Origin of the sequence: Exiguobacterium sp. NPDC077395, from assembly GCF_050269125.1 — a bacterium.
Classification (GTDB): domain Bacteria; phylum Bacillota; class Bacilli; order Exiguobacteriales; family Exiguobacteriaceae; genus Exiguobacterium; species Exiguobacterium aestuarii_A.
In genome coordinates this window covers 1403521-1422425 of the sequence record NZ_JBNNHU010000001.1, presented here as the reverse complement: position 1 = coordinate 1422425, position 18905 = coordinate 1403521, and the positions used below count along the sequence as shown (strand labels likewise).

21 protein-coding genes and 1 pseudogene are annotated in these 18905 nt (G+C 48.5%); 16 read left to right on the top strand and 6 right to left on the bottom strand.

Annotated features, from left to right (window positions below; all coding sequences use genetic code 11):
* The first annotated feature begins 39 nt into the window (after positions 1–39).
* Together ACQKD4_RS07315 and ACQKD4_RS07310 are read left to right on the top strand one after the other, a co-directional pair.
* On the top strand, positions 40–615 hold the full coding sequence (locus ACQKD4_RS07315; protein ID WP_214783582.1) for a deoxycytidylate deaminase: 576 nt from the start codon (positions 40–42) through the stop codon (positions 613–615).
* 200 nt (positions 616–815) lie between these two features.
* Positions 816–1166, top strand: a complete 351-nt coding sequence (locus tag ACQKD4_RS07310; protein ID WP_074034584.1) for a hypothetical protein — start codon at positions 816–818, stop codon at positions 1164–1166.
* Positions 1167–1317: 151 nt separating this feature from the next.
* On the opposite strand, the gene hisJ is transcribed toward ACQKD4_RS07310, so the two are convergent.
* On the bottom strand, positions 1318–2136 hold the full coding sequence (hisJ, locus tag ACQKD4_RS07305) for a histidinol-phosphatase HisJ (RefSeq protein WP_427372935.1): 819 nt from the start codon (positions 2134–2136) through the stop codon (positions 1318–1320).
* A 110-nt stretch (positions 2137–2246) separates the two neighbouring features.
* On the opposite strand from hisJ, the gene ACQKD4_RS07300 reads away from it, so the two are divergent.
* The 9 genes and pseudogenes from ACQKD4_RS07300 (at position 2247) to hisIE (ending at position 9197) form a co-directional block, all read left to right on the top strand.
* Positions 2247–3170, top strand: coding sequence for an ATP phosphoribosyltransferase regulatory subunit (locus tag ACQKD4_RS07300; protein ID WP_214783576.1), 924 nt, complete (start codon positions 2247–2249; stop codon positions 3168–3170).
* The gene (hisG, locus tag ACQKD4_RS07295) at positions 3167–3775 is read left to right on the top strand and encodes an ATP phosphoribosyltransferase (protein ID WP_214691980.1); all 609 of its coding nucleotides are present in this window, start codon (positions 3167–3169) and stop codon (positions 3773–3775) included. Before ACQKD4_RS07300 ends, hisG begins: the two co-directional genes overlap by 4 nt.
* Positions 3772–4989 (top strand): histidinol dehydrogenase, encoded by a 1218-nt coding sequence (hisD, locus tag ACQKD4_RS07290; protein ID WP_427372934.1) that lies wholly within the window; start codon positions 3772–3774, stop codon positions 4987–4989. Before hisG ends, hisD begins: the two co-directional genes overlap by 4 nt.
* The gene (locus ACQKD4_RS07285) at positions 4986–6002 is read left to right on the top strand and encodes a pyridoxal phosphate-dependent aminotransferase (protein ID WP_427372933.1); all 1017 of its coding nucleotides are present in this window, start codon (positions 4986–4988) and stop codon (positions 6000–6002) included. The genes hisD and ACQKD4_RS07285 overlap by 4 nt, the downstream gene beginning before the upstream one ends.
* On the top strand, positions 5989–6576 hold the full coding sequence (gene hisB, locus ACQKD4_RS07280) for an imidazoleglycerol-phosphate dehydratase HisB (RefSeq protein ID WP_427372932.1): 588 nt from the start codon (positions 5989–5991) through the stop codon (positions 6574–6576). Before ACQKD4_RS07285 ends, hisB begins: the two co-directional genes overlap by 14 nt.
* Entirely contained in the window at positions 6573–7160 is a 588-nt protein-coding gene (gene hisH, locus ACQKD4_RS07275; protein WP_427372931.1) for an imidazole glycerol phosphate synthase subunit HisH, read from the top strand. Before hisB ends, hisH begins: the two co-directional genes overlap by 4 nt.
* Positions 7138–7851, top strand: coding sequence for a 1-(5-phosphoribosyl)-5-[(5-phosphoribosylamino)methylideneamino]imidazole-4-carboxamide isomerase (hisA, locus tag ACQKD4_RS07270; RefSeq protein ID WP_427372930.1), 714 nt, complete (start codon positions 7138–7140; stop codon positions 7849–7851). The genes hisH and hisA overlap by 23 nt, the downstream gene beginning before the upstream one ends.
* Positions 7844–8611 (top strand): imidazole glycerol phosphate synthase subunit HisF, encoded by a 768-nt coding sequence (gene hisF, locus ACQKD4_RS07265; protein WP_214692002.1) that lies wholly within the window; start codon positions 7844–7846, stop codon positions 8609–8611. The genes hisA and hisF overlap by 8 nt, the downstream gene beginning before the upstream one ends.
* Positions 8560–9197: pseudogene (gene hisIE / locus ACQKD4_RS07260) on the top strand (bifunctional phosphoribosyl-AMP cyclohydrolase/phosphoribosyl-ATP diphosphatase HisIE). Before hisF ends, hisIE begins: the two are co-directional and overlap by 52 nt.
* A gap of 37 nt (positions 9198–9234) precedes the next feature.
* On the opposite strand, the gene ACQKD4_RS07255 reads toward hisIE, so the two are convergent.
* The gene (locus ACQKD4_RS07255) at positions 9235–10158 is read right to left on the bottom strand and encodes a haloacid dehalogenase-like hydrolase (RefSeq protein ID WP_427372928.1); all 924 of its coding nucleotides are present in this window, start codon (positions 10156–10158) and stop codon (positions 9235–9237) included.
* Positions 10159–10243: 85 nt separating this feature from the next.
* Between ACQKD4_RS07255 and ACQKD4_RS07250 the strand changes: the two genes are divergently transcribed.
* Positions 10244–10798 carry a maltose acetyltransferase domain-containing protein gene (locus tag ACQKD4_RS07250; protein WP_427372927.1) on the top strand — a complete coding sequence of 185 codons (555 nt, stop codon included), beginning with the start codon at positions 10244–10246 and terminating at the stop codon, positions 10796–10798.
* 22 nt (positions 10799–10820) lie between these two features.
* Here the strand turns inward: ACQKD4_RS07250 and ACQKD4_RS07245 are convergent, their stop codons facing one another.
* The 4 genes from ACQKD4_RS07245 to ACQKD4_RS07230 form a co-directional block, all read right to left on the bottom strand.
* Positions 10821–11834, bottom strand: a complete 1014-nt coding sequence (locus ACQKD4_RS07245) for a pyridoxal phosphate-dependent aminotransferase (protein WP_427372925.1) — start codon at positions 11832–11834, stop codon at positions 10821–10823.
* Complete coding sequence (locus ACQKD4_RS07240; RefSeq protein ID WP_427372924.1) at positions 11831–12598, bottom strand: transporter substrate-binding domain-containing protein; 768 nt, start codon at positions 12596–12598, stop codon at positions 11831–11833. The genes ACQKD4_RS07245 and ACQKD4_RS07240 overlap by 4 nt, the downstream gene beginning before the upstream one ends.
* A gap of 117 nt (positions 12599–12715) precedes the next feature.
* Complete coding sequence (locus ACQKD4_RS07235; RefSeq protein ID WP_427373285.1) at positions 12716–13219, bottom strand: DNA topology modulation protein; 504 nt, start codon at positions 13217–13219, stop codon at positions 12716–12718.
* A gap of 33 nt (positions 13220–13252) precedes the next feature.
* Positions 13253–13759 (bottom strand): hypothetical protein, encoded by a 507-nt coding sequence (locus ACQKD4_RS07230; protein ID WP_427372923.1) that lies wholly within the window; start codon positions 13757–13759, stop codon positions 13253–13255.
* 69 nt (positions 13760–13828) lie between these two features.
* Here ACQKD4_RS07230 and ACQKD4_RS07225 point away from each other — a divergent pair, with 69 nt between their 5' ends.
* From ACQKD4_RS07225 to mutS, 4 genes are read left to right on the top strand one after another with little or no spacing between them, the layout of a single operon-like run.
* A complete protein-coding gene (locus ACQKD4_RS07225; protein ID WP_427373284.1) occupies positions 13829–15364 on the top strand; it encodes a phytoene desaturase family protein in 1536 nt (511 codons plus the stop codon).
* Between the two features lie 10 nt (positions 15365–15374).
* Positions 15375–15833, top strand: a complete 459-nt coding sequence (locus ACQKD4_RS07220) for a GNAT family N-acetyltransferase (RefSeq protein ID WP_427372922.1) — start codon at positions 15375–15377, stop codon at positions 15831–15833.
* 58 nt (positions 15834–15891) lie between these two features.
* Entirely contained in the window at positions 15892–16323 is a 432-nt protein-coding gene (locus ACQKD4_RS07215) for a RicAFT regulatory complex protein RicA family protein (RefSeq protein ID WP_012726155.1), read from the top strand.
* Positions 16324–16376: 53 nt separating this feature from the next.
* A complete protein-coding gene (mutS, locus tag ACQKD4_RS07210; RefSeq protein ID WP_427372921.1) occupies positions 16377–18905 on the top strand; it encodes a DNA mismatch repair protein MutS in 2529 nt (842 codons plus the stop codon).

Genomic DNA, 18905 nt, shown 5'->3' with positions numbered 1-18905 from the left:
GAGCAATCAGACTTTCCTTTTCTACGAGGAGGGGCTTATATGGAGAAACAACGATTGTGGGACGAGACGTGGCTATTGTTCGCCGATATGATGGCAGAACGACATTCGAAGTGTGCATCGAAAAGTGTTGCTTGTGTCATCGTAAAAGATGAAAAACCGATTTCAATTGGTCTGAATGGTACACCTTCTGGTCATACGAATTGTAATGAGATTTATATCAAGCAAGAAGACGGGTTCTATAAGCATGCTGATTATGTTTCATCGTCGGATCTCGATATGATCAATGAGCCCGCTCGGCTCATCCGGGATGGTGTGACATATATCAAATGTACAGACCCGTATGATCATCATCACTGGTCGAAACAACATGAGATTCATGCCGAAATCAATGCGATCGGAAAATTGGCTGCCGATTCGACGAATGCGTTCGGTGCAACGGCCTACGTCACTCATTCACCGTGTCATGCCTGCTCTCTTGCTCTGATTGCAGCGCGCGTCGCCCGCGTCGTCTATGCGGTCGGATATGAGCATGGTGATGGATTAGAATTAATGCGTGAGAGTGGGATCGAAGTGTTACATATGCCACTTGAAAAAATGTACAAAAATACATTGTAAACGTTTTCATTAGATGATATATTATTAATGTACTGCCAATGGTGTTTTACTCTTCCATTATTCGCCCCTCTACGGAGGGGCCTTTTTTGTTGTTCAAAATGAAGTGAGACAAACTTTACACATAATGTTCAACATTTCACAATATACTCTTTAAAATCTTTTATATAATAAAAGTAGATTCAGGAGAGGGGAATTTGTTCATGGAAAAACACGTTCGCTTTACAGATGGTGCATATGAAGTAGAAGCGTTAATCACACTTGAAGAAGTATGGGAAGATAAATTTGCGATTGGCATGCATCAGGAATTGGCAGTCAAATCGTTGACCATCAATGGAAATGAAGTTTCTGAGATTAAGCATGTCCGTGCACTTCTTCGTTACTATCCGACACTCGGGGTGTCAGGCATTTTGTTAGCACTCGATAAGGCAGCCGCTGAAATCGTTGCTTTATCAAAAGATCAAGATCCTGCCCTTCAATATGTTGAACTTGTAGCCCTCCAAATGGATGAGGCAGCGACAAACGACTTGAAAACTTTATACGCAGCGATGTGATTTTAATTGGGTGAACCATTTCACCCAATTTTTTGTTGCATCTATTCTTCGTTATGGTATGATATTTACAGATGAAGAAATGGAACGCCATATCGTTGTCAAACATAAGCATGGGGATCTAGATAGCTAGATCGCTGTCAAAAAGCCACGTTCATAGGAACGTGGCTTTTTTTTGTGCAATGATGTCGAATCCAGCTGCTACATCTTTAGCGAGGTGAGCATCTGATCCTAACGTGAAAGGGATATTCAATTGGCTCGCATATTTGGCGAGTCCTGCGACGTATGGCTCACCACAATCAGGCTTTCTAAGTCCGGCGGTATTAAAATCGAGACCGAATCCTCTGCCGGCAATCGCTCGCAAGAGACGTTCTTCCTCTTGTCTGACTGCTGAACGATCCCAGTCATAATTTTTTTGATATTTGATCGGTAAGTCGATGTGTCCAATCCGAGCGACTTGAATCGTTTCCCATGGAAAGCTAAGACTACGTTCAATCGAGTCATAATAAGCTTTCATCACGTTTTCAAATGAACCGAGCGCTTGAACGAGGTCATCAAACGTTTCAGCAGAATAATCTATCGGCATATACACACCATCTACCAATAAAAAGTGTTGGGACAAGATGACTTCATCAAGAAGGGGAGCATATGATTTTAACAAAGCAATCGTCTCTTCTTCTAGATGTGGTAACAAGTCGACTTCTAGTCCTACATTAATGTCAATGACCTCTTGATACTGACTTTTCATCTGATGCAACGTATTAAGGTAGTCAGGAAGGAGGTCAATCGACATCGCGGAGTCTTGATTCGGCACCGGATCGATAAATGCCTGTGGGAACGGTGCGTGTTCTGTGAACGTCATCGTTTGCAGGTTTTTTTCAATCCCGACTTGAATATACTGTTCAATCGGGTCTTTTGTGCCGTGTGGACAAAATGGGGTATGCACATGGCCATCATGGGTAAAGTTAAACATCCGTTACACGTCCTTTTCAGTTCAATTGGTTGACAGGTGTTTCTCTGTTTGATAAATTTAACACACTACTTTAGTTTGGTAAAGTGATAATAAGATAAAGGGTGGTTATCATGATTTGGTCAAATTCGAAAGGTTCAATTCCAGAAGGATGGTATGAACTACAATCAGGAGATGTCATTCGACCAAAGCGGTGGATGCTGTCATTTTTAGAAAAGGCAGAGGCGAGCGGTTATGCTGTCATCGACCCGCCGTTACTCGAATACTATTCGCACTATCAAAATTTGGCGCTCTTTGACGAGTCGGCCTATTATCGTTTATTCGGGAATGACGGGGAACTTCTCGTCATGCGCCCTGACTATACATTGCAAATCGCAAGAAAATTAGCAGACGGTCATGAACCGATGCGTGTCGCATACGCTGGGGCCGTCTATCGTCGGACGATCAAGCATTCCGGTCAACCACATGAACGACAACAGCTTGGACTCGAGTGGGTCGACGGGGAAATGAAGGACAGTCATCTTATCGAATCATTTCTCGATATGACGGAAGGAGTCCTGCCTACTGAGCGTTTGACAATCAAAATCGGATCAGCGGCTGTCATCTCGCTCATCGCGAAAGAGACAGGCATTCAAGAACGGACATTCCGAAAAATCTTAGCACTTCGAAATTTAGAATCGCTACGTGAGTTAGCCGAAACGTATCGCTATCCATTGATTGCAAAACTACCATTTTTAATTGGGAATTCAGCGCTCGAAGAATTACGGGCTGAGGCACCAGAATCTCTAAACGATGCCATCGATGAAGTCGATGAGGCCGTACAACATTTGCGTGCAATCGGTCTAGACGTATCGTATGATTTCGGTCAAACGGGAGATTTTGATTACTATTCAGGTTTGACCGTGACGGGAAGTGTAGAAGGAAAGCGTGTCCTTTCAGGGGGTCGATACGATTCACTATATGGTCATTTCGGACACTCAAGACGAGCGTTCGGCATGTCACTCGATTTAGAACAGTTAGATGAGGTGATCAAATGAAGGTAGCGGTCGCGAAAGGACGAATCGAAAAAGCAGCTCGTCAATTTTTTGTCGAACGTGATTTACCCGTTTGGCCAGAGAAGCGGGGACGTGAACTCACAGTAAAAGCAGGAGATCATGAATTTATTTTCGTCAAAGGGGACGACGTCTATAAATATGTGATGCACGGAGCGGCTGATGTCGGAATTGTTGGTGGAGATATTTTACGAGAGAAAACGCCAGGTGTACTTGAAGTCGTCGACTTACCGTTTGGACGCTGTCGGATGGCCGTATGTGGTCCGAAAGTTCGACGTAATGGCACAAAGAAATTAAAAGTGGCGAGTAAATATCCGAACATCGCCATCTCACACTTCGCGTCAAAGCGACAAAACGTAGAAGTCATCGCGTTGAATGGGTCTGTGGAGCTCGCTCCGTTAACAGGACTAGCGGATTGCATCGTCGATATCGTTGAGACAGGTGCGACGTTAGCAGCGAATGACTTAGAGGAATATGAAACAATTTTTTCAATCAATGCAAAATTCATCACGAGCGAAACGGCTTTGGCAGAGCAGCCTGACGAATTAAAGGCATGGATTCGAAAGCTGAGTCAGGAGGAGAATGCATGAGTACAGAAACGAATCGATCACGGCGAGAAGCTTGGGCGGAAGCGGTCAAACCAATCGTAGAAGCGGTTGAGGCACGCGGAGATGAAGCACTCCTTGAATGGACGCGTCAATTCGATGGGGTCGACCAAATCGAGTCTGTCGATTTGTCTCGCTTTACCCCGCCGGCAGCGTATGCTGAACTGACGGAAGCGTTAACCTTAGCGGCAGAACGAATTCGCGCCTTTCACGCGCATCAAGTACGTCAAGATGATGTGTTCGAAGATGCGATGTTCCGACTCGGAAGACGTTATATGCCGCTCGATTCGGTCGGTGTTTACGTACCGGGTGGGACAGCCGTCTATCCGTCGAGCGTCCTGATGAATATCATTCCGGCGAAAGTGGCCGGTGTCAAACGAGTCGTCATGGTCACCCCACCAAAAGCAGATGGGATCGACATATCCCTCTTGATTGCAGCAAAAATCGCAGGTGCTGATGAGTGTTTTCTGGTCGGAGGCGCGCAAGCCGTTGCCGCACTCGCATATGGGACAGAAACGATTCGTCCGGTCGATAAGATTGTCGGACCCGGAAATGCGTATGTCGCGACGGCGAAGGCGCTCGTCTCGCACATCGTCGGGATCGACTCTGTAGCGGGACCGTCCGAAGTGCTGATCATTGCAGATGAAACGGCAAATCCGAAGTGGGTCGCGGCGGATCTTCTCGCACAAGCAGAACATGACGTAGAAGCGACGGCAATCGCACTCGTCACGACAGAAACGCTTCGTGATGAAGTAGACCAAGAACTTGAGCGTCAACTTTCGCTCTTACCACGACAAGAGATTGCCAGGGAATCATTGAAACGTGGCGGAGTCATCGTTCGATCACTAGAAGATGCCATCGAGTACGCGAACACGATGGCTGCGGAGCACGTCCAGTTGGCCGTCAAAAATCCTGAAACGTTGATGGGTGCGATACGTCACGGCGGGTCTTTCTTCCTCGGTCACGAGGCGGCGGAAGCGTTTGGGGATTATATCGCAGGACCGAACCATGTCCTTCCGACAAGTGGGACGGCGCGATTCTCGAGCGGATTGTCCGTCGATGACTTTTATCGCCGTCAGACGTTCCTTGAGATGACAGAGCTTGATGAGGCGATCACAAAGGCTGCAATTCGAATCGCAAAACAAGAACAATTAGAAGGACATGCCCGTGCGATGGCTGTTCGGATGGAGGACGTATGAGACGAAATTATCAGAACATCCCGCGATATGTGCCCCATGCCGTATCAGGGTACGCGCTCAATCAAAATGAAAGTCAATATCCGTTACCAGAGCGGCTTGAACGAGCTATTCGAGACGTTTCACTCGAGGCGCTCAGCCGTTATCCGGTCGAAGAATTGCTTGCCTTAAAAGCGAGTTATGCGAACTATGCGGGAGTCGAGACGACGCAACTGATGGTCGGAAGTGGAAGCGACGAGCTGTTGGCCATTCTGAGTCAGGCTATTTTAGATACGGAAGACCGTGTGGTCGCACCGGCCCCAGACTTCTCGATGTATGGCATATACACACAGATTGCGAGAGGGCACTTCATGCAACTGGAGAAGCATGGATTGAGTTACGATGCGCTAACCGAACTCATTCAAACGAATGAGCCGAAGCTCGTTCTGATTTCGAATCCAAATAACCCAACCGGTAAGATGTGGACACTTGAAGAATTGTCGGACATTGCGACAAGTGTCCCTTATCTCGTTGTGGATGAAGCCTATATCGATTTCACGATGGAGGATTCATTTGTGTCTCGCTTGAACGAGCATCCGAACGTCATCATTTTACGGACGTTATCAAAAGCGTTCGGTCTTGCGAACCTTCGAATTGGATTCATGATTGCGTCAGAAGAAATCATCGAACAGATCGACCGGTTCCGTTCGCCGTTCAACGTGAGTGGACTCAGTGCCGCGGTCGCCAACGTTGTATTGCGTGATGAGACGTATATCCAAGAGTCGATTCAGTTCCACACGGCGCAACGTGAGAAATTAACTGAGTTGTTACGACCGATCGGTGAGATTTTACCGAGTCGTGCCAACTTTATCTATGTAAAAACCGATGACAGTGAAGGGTGGGCATCCCGCTTCCTTGAAAAAGGCGTCCATGTACGTGCGTTTCCGGATGGATTACGTGTCAGTGCAGGGACAGATGAGGCGTATGCCTATATCCGACAAACGATTGAAGAGGTGAATTCTGTTGAGAACAGCTGAACTAAAGCGTGAGACGAAAGAGACAAAAATTGAGATTCGAGTCAATCTAGATGGTACAGGAGAAAGCACCATCCAAACAGGAGTCGGTTTTTTTGACCACATGTTGACGTTACTTGCCTTTCACAGTCAGATGGACTTAGAGGTGAAAGTCGAAGGAGATACATGGGTCGATGCCCACCATACAGTGGAAGATGTGGGGATTGCGCTCGGTCAACTTATCGCCAAATCTCTCGGAGACAAAGTCGGGATTCGCCGCTACGGATCGAGTTATATGCCGATGGACGAGACGTTAGCGCGAGCGGTCGTCGATGTGTCAGGACGTCCCTTCCTTGTCTATCAGGCGGATATTCGCAATCCGAAGCTTGGGGATTTTGATACCGAGCTCGCTGAGGAATTCTTCCGGGCGGTTGCCATGAACGGTCGACTCACGCTTCACCTCGCGGTCCTATATGGATCGAACTCACACCACATGATTGAAGGGTTGTTCAAAGCGTTCGGACGAGCACTCGCTGAGGCGGTCTCGAGCGATGGGACGGATCGTCTCCCTTCTACGAAAGGATGGATTGAAGGATGAAAGTAGCGGTCATCGATTATGGGATGGGTAACGTATTCAACGTCGAACGTGCGTTGCAGGCCATCGGTTGCTACGTCGTGATTACGAATGAGGCAAGCCAAATTGAAGAAGCGGACGCCATTTTACTTCCTGGGGTCGGTGCTTTCCCGCAAGCGATGCAATCACTCGAACAGACGGGGCTCATCCCGCTATTACAAAAGATGGCGACGGAAAAGCCGTTTTTAGGGATCTGTCTTGGGATGCAGCTCTTGTTTGATTCGAGCACGGAAGGCATGCCGACGAAAGGTCTCGGGTTGATTCCGGGAACGGTTGAGCGAATGCGCGCGAAGCGTCTTCCACACGTTGGATGGAACTCGATTCTTCGCGATGAGGACGTCTACTTTGTTCACTCTTATCACGCCGTGACGGACGATGCCTATATCGTGGCGGAAGCGGATTATATGGGAGAGCGTGTTCCTGCGATTGTTCAAAAAGGACTCGTCACGGGCATGCAGTTTCACCCAGAAAAAAGTGGGGCGTTCGGTCTCAGTTTACTTCAAGAATGGAAGGAGGCGGTCGAGCGTGAAATTACTACCCGCCATTGATTTGATTGGAGGCAAGATTGTCCGTTTGACGGAAGGCGATTTTTCGACGGAAGAACAATACGGTGACCCGTATGAATTATTAAAAGCGTGGCAAGGGAAAGTGCCGATGATTCACTTGATTGACTTAGAAGGGGCTAAGGCAGGCGAACCGCGTCACTTAGATGTCGTCCGTTATGCGAAGTCTCTTGGCTTCCTCGTACAGACAGGTGGTGGGATTCGTTCAGAAGCCTCACTCGATGCGGTCATGGATACAGGTGCCGACCGTGTCCTCTTAGGAACAAAGGCGTTTACAGATCCTGACTTTTTAGACAAGGCGATTGAAAAGTATGGCAAACGAGTTGCTGTGGCACTCGATGCATATGACGGAAAGGTCGCCATTAACGGATGGCAAGAAGCGACGAAGCTCGATGACATCTCGGTCGCTCAAGATCTTGTCAAGCGAGGGATTGAGACGATTCTATATACGGACATCGGATCTGACGGAAAACTGAACGGACCGAACGTCGCGCGCATGAAGGCGCTACGCCAAATCGTCAACGTCACACTGATTGCTTCAGGCGGTGTGACGACTGAAGAGGACGTGAAGGAACTAAAGATGGCTAAGATTGATGAGGCCGTCGTCGGGAAAGCACTTCTGTCTGGTAAAGTAAGTATCGATGAACTGATTGAATGGGAGGCGCGTTATGCTTAAACGCAGAATTATTCCATGTCTCGATGTGAAGGAAGGCCGTGTCGTCAAAGGGATCGAATTCGTTCAACTACGAGACATCGGTGATCCGGTCGAAATCGCAAAATATTATGATGAGTCCGGAGCCGATGAACTCGTCTTTCTCGACATCACGGCAAGTACGGAACGCCGCCAGACGATGCTCGATGTCGTCAGTGCAGTGGCACGGAAAGTATTCATCCCGTTGACGGTCGGCGGAGGGATTCGTTCACTTGATGACATTTCGTCATTGTTAAAAGCAGGAGCAGATAAAGTATCGTTGAACACGCTCGCTGTCGAATCCCCAAGTCTTATTCGAGAAGCGGCCGATCGTTTCGGGTCACAATGTATCGTCGTTGCGATCGACGTGAAATTTGAAGACGGGGAATACTATGTGTACACATATGGCGGTAAACAGAAGACAGAACTATTAGCGGTCGAATGGGCGAAACAAGTGGCCGCACTCGGAGCAGGTGAACTTCTTGTCACGTCCATGAACCAAGACGGAAAGCAAAGCGGATATGACCTTGCGATTTTAGAACAACTTCGCGAAGTCGTCGACATTCCGATTATCGCCTCAGGTGGGGCGGGGAATGCCGAGCACGTAGTCGAAGCGCTCGAGAAGGTCGATGCCGCACTACTTGCCTCCATCTTACATGACCGAAAAACGACAGTAGAAGAGGTGAAGCACGTATGCACGAGTCACAACTTGCCGATGCGGTTCGTTTCGACGAAAATGGATTGATTCCCGCCATCATCGTCTCAGAAGAAGACGGGGCCGTTCTCATGCTCGGATATATGAACGATGAGGCCATCCGTCAAACGCTACGTGAGCGGGTCGTAACGTTCTGGTCTCGTTCAAAAGGTAGGCTTTGGATGAAAGGGGAGACGAGCGGCAACACACTTGACGTCGTCAGTATCCATGTCGACTGTGACCAGGATGCGCTTCTCGTTCGTGTCCATGCGAACGGTCCGACGTGTCATACCGGTAATCGAAGCTGTTTCTTTACGGAGGTGAACGTATGATTCATGAATTGGAGCAATTGATCGAGTCCAGAAAAAATGAACCAAAAGAAGGTTCATATACGACGTATTTGTTTGAACAAGGCGTTGAAAAAATTGCGAAGAAGTTCGGTGAAGAATCGTTCGAAGTCGTCATTGCCGCAATGACGGACGAAGATTTGGTCGAAGAATCGGCCGACCTTCTGTATCACCTGCTCGTCTTATTGGCGGCTAAAGGTGTGCGCTTAGAAGATGTGGAAGCGTTACTTGCCAAACGTCACGGCACGACGACGCCGGCGAAGCCTCGTCGAGACGTCACGGAATGGTAAAACAAAAGGAAGGAGCGCGTCTCCTTCCTTTTTTGTGTCAACGATTGACCGAGGCAGCCATGCGAATGTATGTATGACGTCGCCCGCGAATGGCAATTGAAAGTGCCTGAATGTTCTCTGGTACGGCAATCCCAGACAATCCGGCGTCACCGATATGAACGATATCTGCGCCCCCGCGCTTTGAAGAGAGTGCGATCTCGCGAACAGTCGCCACATCGGCCCCTTCTTGAGATGTCCCGATTGCGGCTAACGTGAGTGCGCCGAGTGCTTGCAGTTCTTGTACGAGTTCGTGGAATGCCTCTTCACGGACACCCGGAACGGTTCCTGGAGCCGGTAGAAGAATGATGTCTGCCCCTGCTTCAACGAAGCGGATGTATGCGTCGCGATCTAATACGCTGCCGACACCGGCCTGATGCATCTTCCCGGCAATGATAGCGCCAGCGAATTCACGACGTCCCCGGATGATGGCTTGTTCGATTGCTTCATTCGTGACCCCGGTATTCGGGTTACCTGTCAGACAAACAAAATCGATCCCGAGTTCAGACGCTATTTGGAACGCTTCGACTGAAGCGAGTCTACCTCGTTTCACTTCATTCATTTCAGACGATTTCTCTGAAAAGTCGACAGGCTCTAAATTGACTCCAATCGGTAACCCGATCAATCGCTTTAGTTCCAAAATCGGATGGTCACTCATCTCCTCACCTGGCATGTCGCCGAACAGCGCGTGACTTTCAAGTCCTTTAATGTAAGGATGGAACACATCTAACATGTTCAATAAAATCAAGTCGGCGCCGAACGCTCTTGCCAGTTCTGCATTCGTGACTTCTGGGTAGAGCGGTTGCACCGTCGGGATGACCTCCGCCATGACCGTTCGTCCTTCTGCTTTTCGAATCGACCCGACTAAATCTTGACGATTAAACGTGATAAAATCACTTGCCCGACACTCTAAAATACGTTTCATCACATCTTCCTCCTTCTGCTCATCCTTATCTCTATTCCCTAAATGATTTGAAAATCCTCTATACTGAGTGTAAGGAGGGATCATGATGACGGAAAAAGAGAAGATGATTCGTGGTGAATTATATTTAGCTGGTGATGAGACGCTCGTCGCAGACCGGAAGCATGCCCGGCGATTGACCGAGCGATTCAATCGTTCCGGGATTGATGACTTGGGTGAAAGGAAAGAAATTCTTGATACTTTACTCGGATCGACGAAAGAGTCGTATTATATCGAACCGAACTTCAAGTGTGATTACGGGTACAATATACACTTAGGTGAACGATTCTATGCGAACTTTGACTGTGTCTTCCTTGACATCTGTCCGATCACTTTCGGGGATGACTGTATGCTTGCACCGGGTGTACATATCTATACAGCGACACATCCGATTGACCCGATTGAGCGCATCTCTGGGTATGAGTTCGGAAAACCTGTGACAATCGGGAACCGGGTGTGGATTGGTGGAGGGGCCATCATCAATCCGGGGGTGAAGATTGGTGATGAGGCAGTCATCGCATCTGGTGCCGTCGTCACAAAAGATGTGCCACCACGGACGGTCGTGGGAGGAAACCCGGCGCGCGTGATCAAAACGATCGACTGAGAAAAACTCCTGAACACGAGGTTCAGGAGTTTTTTACGTGACTTGTTTCTATGAATTGCTGGATTGCTGTATGTGCAAGCTGAAGTGCCGCTTCGTCACCGATGGTCACTCGAATGCCCGTCGGTTGTTTCGACGTGTGTACGTTCAATGCGGTCAAATGCGTCCATACCGCTTCAGGTTGCTCGAGTTCGATGTACAAAAAGTTTGTCGAGGCAGGGTAGACATGACCAATTGAATTAAATGCGGATGCCCACTTTTGACGCATCTCGTCATGCCATTCGATTGTTTCTTGAAGATAAGTCGCATCTTTTAAGAAGATGTTACAAATCTTTGCACTCACCCCGCTAATGTTGAACGGTGGGATGAATTGACGGAAATAGTGTGCGAGTTCGTTGTTTGTCACCATGAATCCGATTCGTACGTTTGCCAATCCAAACGCTTTTGACATCGTGCGAAGCACGATGAGATTCGGATGGTTCGCAATGAACGGAATCATGCTGCCATCCGGTGTGAAGTCCATATACGCCTCGTCCACCACGAGGTACGGAACGAGTGAGGCGAGGTGCATCAATTCTGCTACGGTCCACAACTTCCCGGTTGGATTGTTCGGGTTCGAGAGAAGAAGAAGCTTCGGGTGATGCGTCTCGATTGCCTCTACAATTGCCTCATATGATAAATCAACGGCTTGAACATGTTGCCCGTGGGCGATGGTCGTAAAGACGGGATACATCGAAAAGTCAGGTGCCGGGGACAAGACGATGTCATTTGGTGCGAGCAATGCTTGCGTCACGACATGAATCATCTCATCACTCCCACAACCAACGAGCAGTTGCTCAGGTGTCACACCGACATACGCAGCGTATTGTTCGAACAACTCATTGATTGGTTCGACCGGATATTCGTGTAAGTCATGATACGTCAACGAATCAAGCTGGCTCTTGATTCGGTCAGGTAACGGGAACTGACTTTCATTTTGATTTAACCGATGTCCCGTCGGATAAACGACGGGATAGATCGGCAGCTTGACTTGTCTCATTCAGTTGGCTCCATCGAGAACCATTTTTTCACCAATTCATCGATTTCGCCAGACTCCATCATCTTGTTCAATTCTTCGTTGAACTGGTCGCGTAACTCATCATCTAATTTGAAGGCAGCAGCTGATCCTTTTTCGCCATCCTCTTTTAAAGCGAATGTATAGAAGCTGTCGTCTTGATCGAGATACTTTTGTGCGACCGTGTCTTCGATGACCATTGCATCGATTCGACCTGTATTCAACTCTTGAACGATTTCAGGGATCTTGTTCAATGATACGAGTTCAGCGTCAGGCGCTTGTTCTTTTGCGATGTTTTCTTGAATCGAAGCCGTTTGGACACCGATTTTCTTACCAGACAAATCTACGATTGCCTGAAGCGACTCGTCTTTTGTCATAATCAAGTTTGTCGCGGAAAGATAGATGTCTGAGAAGTCGGCGTTCTCTTTCCGCTCTTCTGTTGGTGTCATCCCTGCCATGACAAAGTCGACACGCCCGCTGTTCAAGGCCCCAAGTAAGCTACCGAAGTCCATATCTTCAATTTTCAATTCGTAACCGAGACGTTCTGTAATCGTTTCTGCAATTTCAATATCAAATCCGACAATCGCATCCCCGTTTGCCGTATCGACAAATTCATATGGGAAGTAATCGGCGCTCGTCCCCATGACGAGTGTTTTTTGCTCTGTCGCTTCACCTTCTGTTTCTTGACTACATGCACCGAGTAAAGCCGCGCTTAACATAAGTGTACCTGCTAATAACCATTTTTTCATATGTGTATAATGCCTCCCTGTTGTAGATGAGACTAAGTGTATATGTATAATTATTAATTGTAAAGCATAAAAATACAAAAATATTAAAAAGAAAAACGCTTTTGAAATGAAAGCGTTTTAGATTGATTTCAAGTAGTTTCTGACTGCCCGTGACGATTTTAAGTGTATCAAATTCGGTTGCTTTGGATGTTGTTGAATTTGTCGTAACAGTTGTGGCCGTTGAACGTCAGGAAAATTCCAAACCCACTTGAGGAATGCGAAATCGAGCTTTTCCTCACAGGATGCGCCCATATCTGGTCGCGTCGTACCACGATATCGGATGACTCGTTTGAGGACGCGATATACACAAACGATTCGCGGGAGGTCAATCAAAATGACGGTATCTGCTGCCTGTAAACGTAAATCGAGCGTGTTCCCGAAGTTTCCATCGATGATCCATTGATCTTTTTTCACGAGTTGTTGTTGAATATCGATTCGTTCCTCTCTCGGTGCCATCACCCATCCCGGTCTCCACATAAGAGCATCCAAATGATAGACATCGAGGTGTAATCGTTCCCCGAGTTGACGGGCAAGTGTTGACTTTCCTGCACCGCCTGAACCGATGATGAGGATTCGTTTCATGCTTGTATTGCGATTAATCGGTAAGTTGCTCATCTATTCTTGCTCATCCTCCAATACAATCCATTTCTTCAATTGCTCATCCTCTTCATAAATGACCCGGACATCCATCTGTCCGATGACGAGACGTTGTTCCGAACTGAACATGACAATCGGATAGTTCGTTGACACGGGTTTGTCGGTCTCGAAAATAGGGCTATGCGCCTGCATCGCGTAATACCCGTCCGATCTCGTATTGGCTGCCCCTGCATCAATCTGAGTCACGTGTTCAAATCCTCTCAGTCTGAGCACATAACTATAAGACGTTCTCGCTCCTTGCTCGAGACGCCATTCTTCGATGATGGCGAATTTGCCGTCTACTGTTCGTTCTTCTAGCACTTTCTGTGCCGTATACTCTTTTTCATAAGGAATCATCTCCTGGATGCTGACGACGGTCATCGTCGCGAGCTTGAGCGATTCCTCGGAAGGTGGGGTAATCAGTATACCAATAAAGATGAGGATGGGAATCAATAAATAAACCATGACACGACTACGCATTTTCATCACCTTACCTTTTCAGACTGTAAACTATTTCTGCATAAGAGAATCAGTTCCCTTTAAAAGAACGCTGGAATCTCAAAAACCGATTCATTTCTTCAATTTTTTAAAGGAGCAGGTATGATACAGATAGGAGGGATGTACATGAAAATCGGGGTCATAGGTGGAGGTGTTGCGGGCTTGACGGCAGCTGCGCTCGCGCAACAAAAAGGACATGTCGTAACCGTCTTTGAAGCATCGCGTGAATGGGGCGGATGTGCCGGCAAGTTTCAACGGGGTGACTACTTGTTCCCGGCAGGAGCGACGCTCGGAATGGGATTTGAAAAAGGTGGAGTCCATCAGCGTGTTTTTGAGAAATTGGACGAATCGGTCGAGGTCACTTTATTGGATGAGGTGATGGACATTCATCTGCCTGACGTCACCCTCACTTACTATCGCGACCGAGAACGTCTGCTTGATGAGCTCAGTCGAGTGTTCTCAGAGCATTATGAGGCAATCCATGCGTTTTATCGTGAAGTGTGGGGTGACTTTGAGAAGATTCGTCCGTTGTTTCAGCAGTTACCTGCACTTCCGTTTCGCACGACATCGGATATGGTATACGCGCTGAAAGGTTTTCGACCGAATCAAATCACAGCGCTCCTGAAACTCCAGCGGCCACTCGGTGACACGTTGGCTCGTCATGGATTAAACGGTACGATGTTCGAGCGATTTATTGATGGAGTCCTGCTCGATAGTTTGCAGACCGGTGCGAAAGAAGCGAGTCATTTACTCGGTGCAGTGGCGCTGTCGGTCTATCACGAAGGAGCGTACTATGTGGAAGGTGGGCTGTATCAATTGGCTCATGCGTTAGAGCGCGCCGTCCGAACGTTTGGTGGCGAGACGAAATTAGGGAGAGACGTCCAGTCCATCGAACGAGTGACGGATGGATGGCTCATCACCGATCGAAGAGGACGACTTGAACTGGTCGATGTGATTGTTTCCGCCATCCCAATCGAGCGGACGAGCGAACTTCTCAAAGGACAGGAACAACGACGCTTCAAACGGCAATATCGAAGACAGTTGAGGCAGTCGCAATGGGGCACGTTCAGCCTCTACCTCGTCTTGCCTGAGGATGTCTGTCAACAGCAACCACTATTTCAACAAATCTATCACGAGCGATTACCGAGTGGGCATGCGTTCATTTCCATGTCGGCGCCGGATGACGTGTTGCGCACAGAAAAACCGGAACGGACCATTACGGTATCCACACATATCGATTTATCAGAATGGCAACATTGGAAAGACCGGGCGGCATATGAGAAACTAGAACAAGATTGGACCAATCGTCTAGTCGACGTCGTCGCCACTGCGTTCCCTGCATGGAACCGTGAATCGTCACTGCTCCTTCCTGGTGGACCAGGGGCATGGGTAAAGTATACGAAGCGACCGCATGGGGCAGTCGGGGGGTATGCCCAGACACCAAGCCAAGCGTTGTTCCATGCCGCGAGTTTTCGCACAGACTTGCCGAACTTTTATGTATGCGGGGATACCGTCTTTCCAGGGGCGGGGACGATTGGCGCAATGACGAGCGGGTTACATGTCGCCCGAGCACTCGGGGTGACGATAGATTAGGGGGATATTGATGAAGAAAAAAGCATTTGATGAACTGACAACATTGGAATTGTATCGCTTACTGGCGCTACGGACTGAGATTTTCGTCGTCGAACAGAACTGTCCGTATCAAGAAATCGATGGAAAAGATGAACAAGCCATCCATTATTGGATTGAAGAAGACGGAGAGATTGTCTCTGCGCTTCGTGTTTTGACGGAAGCCTCTCCAGTCGCCATCGGACGTGTCGTCACGAAAGCGACGCATCGAGGCAAAGGGTATTCTCGCCTCTTGATGGATGCGGCAATCAAGGATTTTGGTCATGAGACGCTCTATCTTCAAGCTCAGACGTATGTGGAACCTTTTTATGCCTCGTTTGGTTTCAAACGGACGAGTGATGTGTATCAAGAAGATAGTATTCCACACGTCGATATGTTACGAGAATCAACGAATCCCGCTAGTACCGTTTCCGAATCGTTCATGTTAGAATGAGAAAGAACATTCACGTGCCTTTGAGCACGATTACATCATAGACATAAAGGGGTTTACAATGGTGACCGATCAACAAGTAATTGCAAAAGCAAGAGAATTGGCAGACGTATTAGCACAAACACCAGAAGTGGCGCGTTTCAAAGAAGCGGAAGCGAAAGTGAACGGAAGTGACCGCGTACAGACGTTGATTAAACGAATCAAGTTCTTACAAAAAGAAGCCGTCAACTGTAAGCACTATGGCAAGACGGAAGCACTTGCAAAGGTCGAGCAAAAGATTGATAAAGCGATGGAAGAACTCGATTCAATTCCGGTCGTTCAAGCGTTCCAGGAGACACAAGTTGAAGTGAACGATTTGCTTCAATACGTGACGGTCACGCTCGCGAACTCCGTGACGGATCGCATCATCGAATCGACGGACGGAGACGTCCTTGCAGGGAAGACAGGGAGCGGCATGGCGGCTGAACAAGCACGCGGCGGCTGCGGATACTAAAACGACACAGCTGGCCGATGGTCAGCTGTTGTACTTTCTAGAGGTGAATTAACATGCAAGAAGTCCATCAGACACCAATGATGAAACAATATTTCTCCATCAAGGCAGACTATCCGGACGCCTTTTTATTCTATCGACTCGGCGACTTTTACGAGTTGTTTTTTGAAGATGCGCAAATTGTCGCGAAAGAGTTAGAGCTAACGCTCACTTCTAAAAATGGGAAACAGGCTGAGCATCCAATTCCGATGTGCGGCGTCCCGCACCATTCCGCGGCAATCTACATCGAACAGTTGATCGAAAAAGGTTTTAACGTCGCCATCTGTGAACAGACGGAGGATCCGAAGGCAACGAAAGGGCTCGTGAAACGGGAAGTCATCCAAGTGATCACGCCAGGTACATATATGGCGTCACTTAGCGAAAAAGAGAACCGATATCTCGTCGCCATCTCAGACGTCGCAGGCAGATTCGGAATTGCTAGGGGTGACGTCACGACGGGGGAATCGTGGTTGACGACACTCTCGTCAGAAGAAGCCGTCTTACGGGAAATCGAAGGATTGCTCCCGAACGAGGTCATTGTTGAGGATGAACGACTCGCTGACTTGTTACGACAGACCGGGATTCCTCTTTCGATTCAAGTGGACAAGCGAGATAGTCCACTCGCGCAAGGTGCGAAAGACGAGGCGCAGCGCTCGGCATTTGAGTTGTTGTTCGCTTATCTCACGAAAACACAGAAGCGTTCGCTCGATCACTTGCAACCGGCTGTCGCCTATGAGGTCGAACAGCATATGCAGCTCGACGCCAATACGGCCCGAAACCTTGAACTGTTCCGTTCCGCTCGTTCGGGAGAACGGAAAGGGTCACTTCTCTCACTCCTTGATGAGACGACGACGGCGATGGGCGGTCGTTTGTTGAAACGCTGGCTCGAACAACCGCTTTATACCGAACAAGGCATCAAAGAGCGACAAGACGCCGTGGAGAACTTAGTGGACGACTTCATGTTGCGCGATCAACTACAGGAAGAGTTGAAGCGAGTCTATGACATCGAACGTCTTGTCGCTAAAGTTGGGTACGGAACAGCGAATGCGCGAGATCTCGTCCAACTTCGCGACACGCTCGAGCGGATGCCTTCTGTCCGGTCACTCTTACAAACGGTGAAGGCGGATCGCTTGCAGCAAATCGAACAGAATCTCGACTCGTTCGAGACGTTGAGTGAACAGCTCCGGACTGCCCTCGTCGACTCACCTCCGATTTCGACGAAAGAAGGCGGGATGATTCGTCACGGGTATTCAGAAGAGCTCGATGAACTACTTGAAGCGAAAGCGAACGGGAAATCGTGGATTGCCAACCTCGAACAACAGGAACGTATCGCGACCGGCATCAAGTCGCTAAAGGTCGGTTATAACCGCGTATTTGGTTACTACTTGGAAGTGACGAAGGCGAATGCGAAGTTGCTCGAAGAAGGGCGTTATGAGCGGAAGCAGACATTGACGAATGCGGAACGATACATTACGCCTGAGCTAAAAGAGAAGGAAGCCCTCATCTTAGGAGCGGAAGAGAAGAGCTGTACGCTCGAATATGACTTGTTTGTCGCACTTCGCGAAGAAGTGAAGACGTACACGAAGGCCCTTCAACAATTGGCCCGTTCACTCAGTGAGTTGGATGTGCTACTCGCCCTTGCCGTCGTAGCCGAGAAACGGGAGTATGTGCGTCCAATTACAGCGAAGCATGTACAAATCGAACGCGGGCGTCACCCTGTCATTGAAACGGTCTTGCCGCGAGGCGAATATGTCGCCAATGACTTGACGCTTGACGACACACGTCAAATGTTACTCATCACCGGACCGAACATGTCCGGTAAATCGACATATATGCGTCAGTTTGCGTTGATTGCGATCCTTCATCAAATCGGTTCATTCGTCCCGGCAGAAGCTGCGGAACTCCCGCTCTTTGACCGCATCTTTACACGGATCGGTGCGGCGGACGATTTGGTGAGCGGACAGTCGACGTTCATGGTCGAGATGACCGAGACGCGACAAGCCGTTACCGAGGCGACGAGCAATAGTCTGATTCTATTGGATGAGATTGGTCGAGGGACGTCAACGTATGATGGGATGGCACTTGCACAGGCAATTGTAGAGTATATTGCTTCGTCTATTGGGGCGAAGACACTCTTCTCGACGCACTATCATGAACTGACGGTGCTCGAGGACTCGATTCCGTCACTTGAGAACGTCCATGTCCGGGCGATTGAGCGGGATGGACGAGTCGTCTTCCTCCACGAAGTGCATCCGGGACGTGCCGATAAATCATATGGGATTCACGTGGCGGAATTGGCCGAACTCCCAGATTCATTGATTGACCGGGCACGGACGATTCTGTCAGAACTCGAATCCGAAGCAACGAAACCTGCTTTGAACGAGCAACCTGCTCCACCTCAAGTGGAAGAAGTCAGTCAGTTGTCATTGTTCGAGTCGAATGACGCTGTTCGAGAACAGCTGCTCAAACTCGATTTATTGGCAATGAATCCAATCGAAGCGATGCAGGCGCTCTACGAACTGCAACAGACCGCAAAGAAAGGGTGA

Coding starts and splice junctions, on each gene's coding strand:
- ACQKD4_RS07240 (WP_427372924.1), bottom strand. CDS start 12,598: ATGAAAAAATGGTTATTAGCAGGTACACTTATGTTAAGCGCGGCTTTA.
- mutS (WP_427372921.1), top strand. CDS start 16,377: ATGCAAGAAGTCCATCAGACACCAATGATGAAACAATATTTCTCCATC.
- ACQKD4_RS07230 (WP_427372923.1), bottom strand. CDS start 13,759: ATGAAAATGCGTAGTCGTGTCATGGTTTATTTATTGATTCCCATCCTC.
- hisF (WP_214692002.1), top strand. CDS start 7,844: ATGCTTAAACGCAGAATTATTCCATGTCTCGATGTGAAGGAAGGCCGT.
- ACQKD4_RS07235 (WP_427373285.1), bottom strand. CDS start 13,219: ATGAAACGAATCCTCATCATCGGTTCAGGCGGTGCAGGAAAGTCAACA.
- hisJ (WP_427372935.1), bottom strand. CDS start 2,136: ATGTTTAACTTTACCCATGATGGCCATGTGCATACCCCATTTTGTCCA.
- hisG (WP_214691980.1), top strand. CDS start 3,167: ATGAAGGTAGCGGTCGCGAAAGGACGAATCGAAAAAGCAGCTCGTCAA.
- ACQKD4_RS07300 (WP_214783576.1), top strand. CDS start 2,247: ATGATTTGGTCAAATTCGAAAGGTTCAATTCCAGAAGGATGGTATGAA.
- ACQKD4_RS07220 (WP_427372922.1), top strand. CDS start 15,375: ATGAAGAAAAAAGCATTTGATGAACTGACAACATTGGAATTGTATCGC.
- hisD (WP_427372934.1), top strand. CDS start 3,772: ATGAGTACAGAAACGAATCGATCACGGCGAGAAGCTTGGGCGGAAGCG.
- ACQKD4_RS07255 (WP_427372928.1), bottom strand. CDS start 10,158: ATGAAACGTATTTTAGAGTGTCGGGCAAGTGATTTTATCACGTTTAAT.
- ACQKD4_RS07285 (WP_427372933.1), top strand. CDS start 4,986: ATGAGACGAAATTATCAGAACATCCCGCGATATGTGCCCCATGCCGTA.
- ACQKD4_RS07215 (WP_012726155.1), top strand. CDS start 15,892: ATGGTGACCGATCAACAAGTAATTGCAAAAGCAAGAGAATTGGCAGAC.
- ACQKD4_RS07310 (WP_074034584.1), top strand. CDS start 816: ATGGAAAAACACGTTCGCTTTACAGATGGTGCATATGAAGTAGAAGCG.
- hisH (WP_427372931.1), top strand. CDS start 6,573: ATGAAAGTAGCGGTCATCGATTATGGGATGGGTAACGTATTCAACGTC.
- ACQKD4_RS07250 (WP_427372927.1), top strand. CDS start 10,244: ATGACGGAAAAAGAGAAGATGATTCGTGGTGAATTATATTTAGCTGGT.
- ACQKD4_RS07315 (WP_214783582.1), top strand. CDS start 40: ATGGAGAAACAACGATTGTGGGACGAGACGTGGCTATTGTTCGCCGAT.
- ACQKD4_RS07245 (WP_427372925.1), bottom strand. CDS start 11,834: ATGAGACAAGTCAAGCTGCCGATCTATCCCGTCGTTTATCCGACGGGA.